The following is a 614-nucleotide window of genomic DNA, read 5'->3' as shown; positions in this document are numbered from 1 at the left end:
AGGATCGGGTTGGTATTGTTAATGTGGATCAGGATCTTGCGTTTGGCGGGCAAGGCGCTGAGCAGGGCCGCCAGCCCGTGCTCTTCCGCCAGCGCCAGGTGCCCCATGTCCTTGCCGGTATTGCGCCCCACGCCGGCGTTGGCCAGCTCATTGTCGCGCCACAGCGTGCCGTCGATCAGCAGGCAATCCGCCCGGCGCAGCCAGGGCATCAAGGTCTCGTCCGGCTCACCCAGGCCCGGTGCGTACAGCAGACCGGCTCCGCGCGCGGTATCTTCGATAAACAGCGCCACGTTATGGCCCGGCAGCGGGCGATCGCGGTACGGCGAATAGGGCGGCGCGTTGCTGAGCAGCGGAATGGCGGTAAAGCGCACGCTTGGACAGACCGCCGTGCGGAACGGTTCGCCGGGCGTCACCGGGTGATGAATCAACCCGCCGTTCCAGTGAGAGAGCATGGGAAACACCGGGAAACCGGTGCTGAGATCGTCATGCACTTCAGGGGTGCACCAGACGTGGTGCGGGCAGCCCTCACGCAAATTGAGCAAGCCCGCGCAGTGATCGATCTGGCTGTCGGTCAGCACGATCGCGCCGATGCCGGTGCCGCGCAGCACGTCGGG

General features: G+C 66.0%; 1 protein-coding gene. It reads right to left on the bottom strand.

The features are described 5' to 3' along the window. On the bottom strand, positions 1–614 hold a 614-nt coding region (locus ACJ8PN_RS25600), incomplete at both ends, for an MBL fold metallo-hydrolase (RefSeq protein WP_442535380.1).

Origin of the sequence: Serratia sp. CY76391 (assembly GCF_052166695.1) — a bacterium.
GTDB lineage: Bacteria > Pseudomonadota > Gammaproteobacteria > Enterobacterales > Enterobacteriaceae > Serratia > Serratia nematodiphila.
Note: the sequence above shows the minus strand (reverse complement) of the source record. Positions and strands in the feature narration are given on the sequence as shown.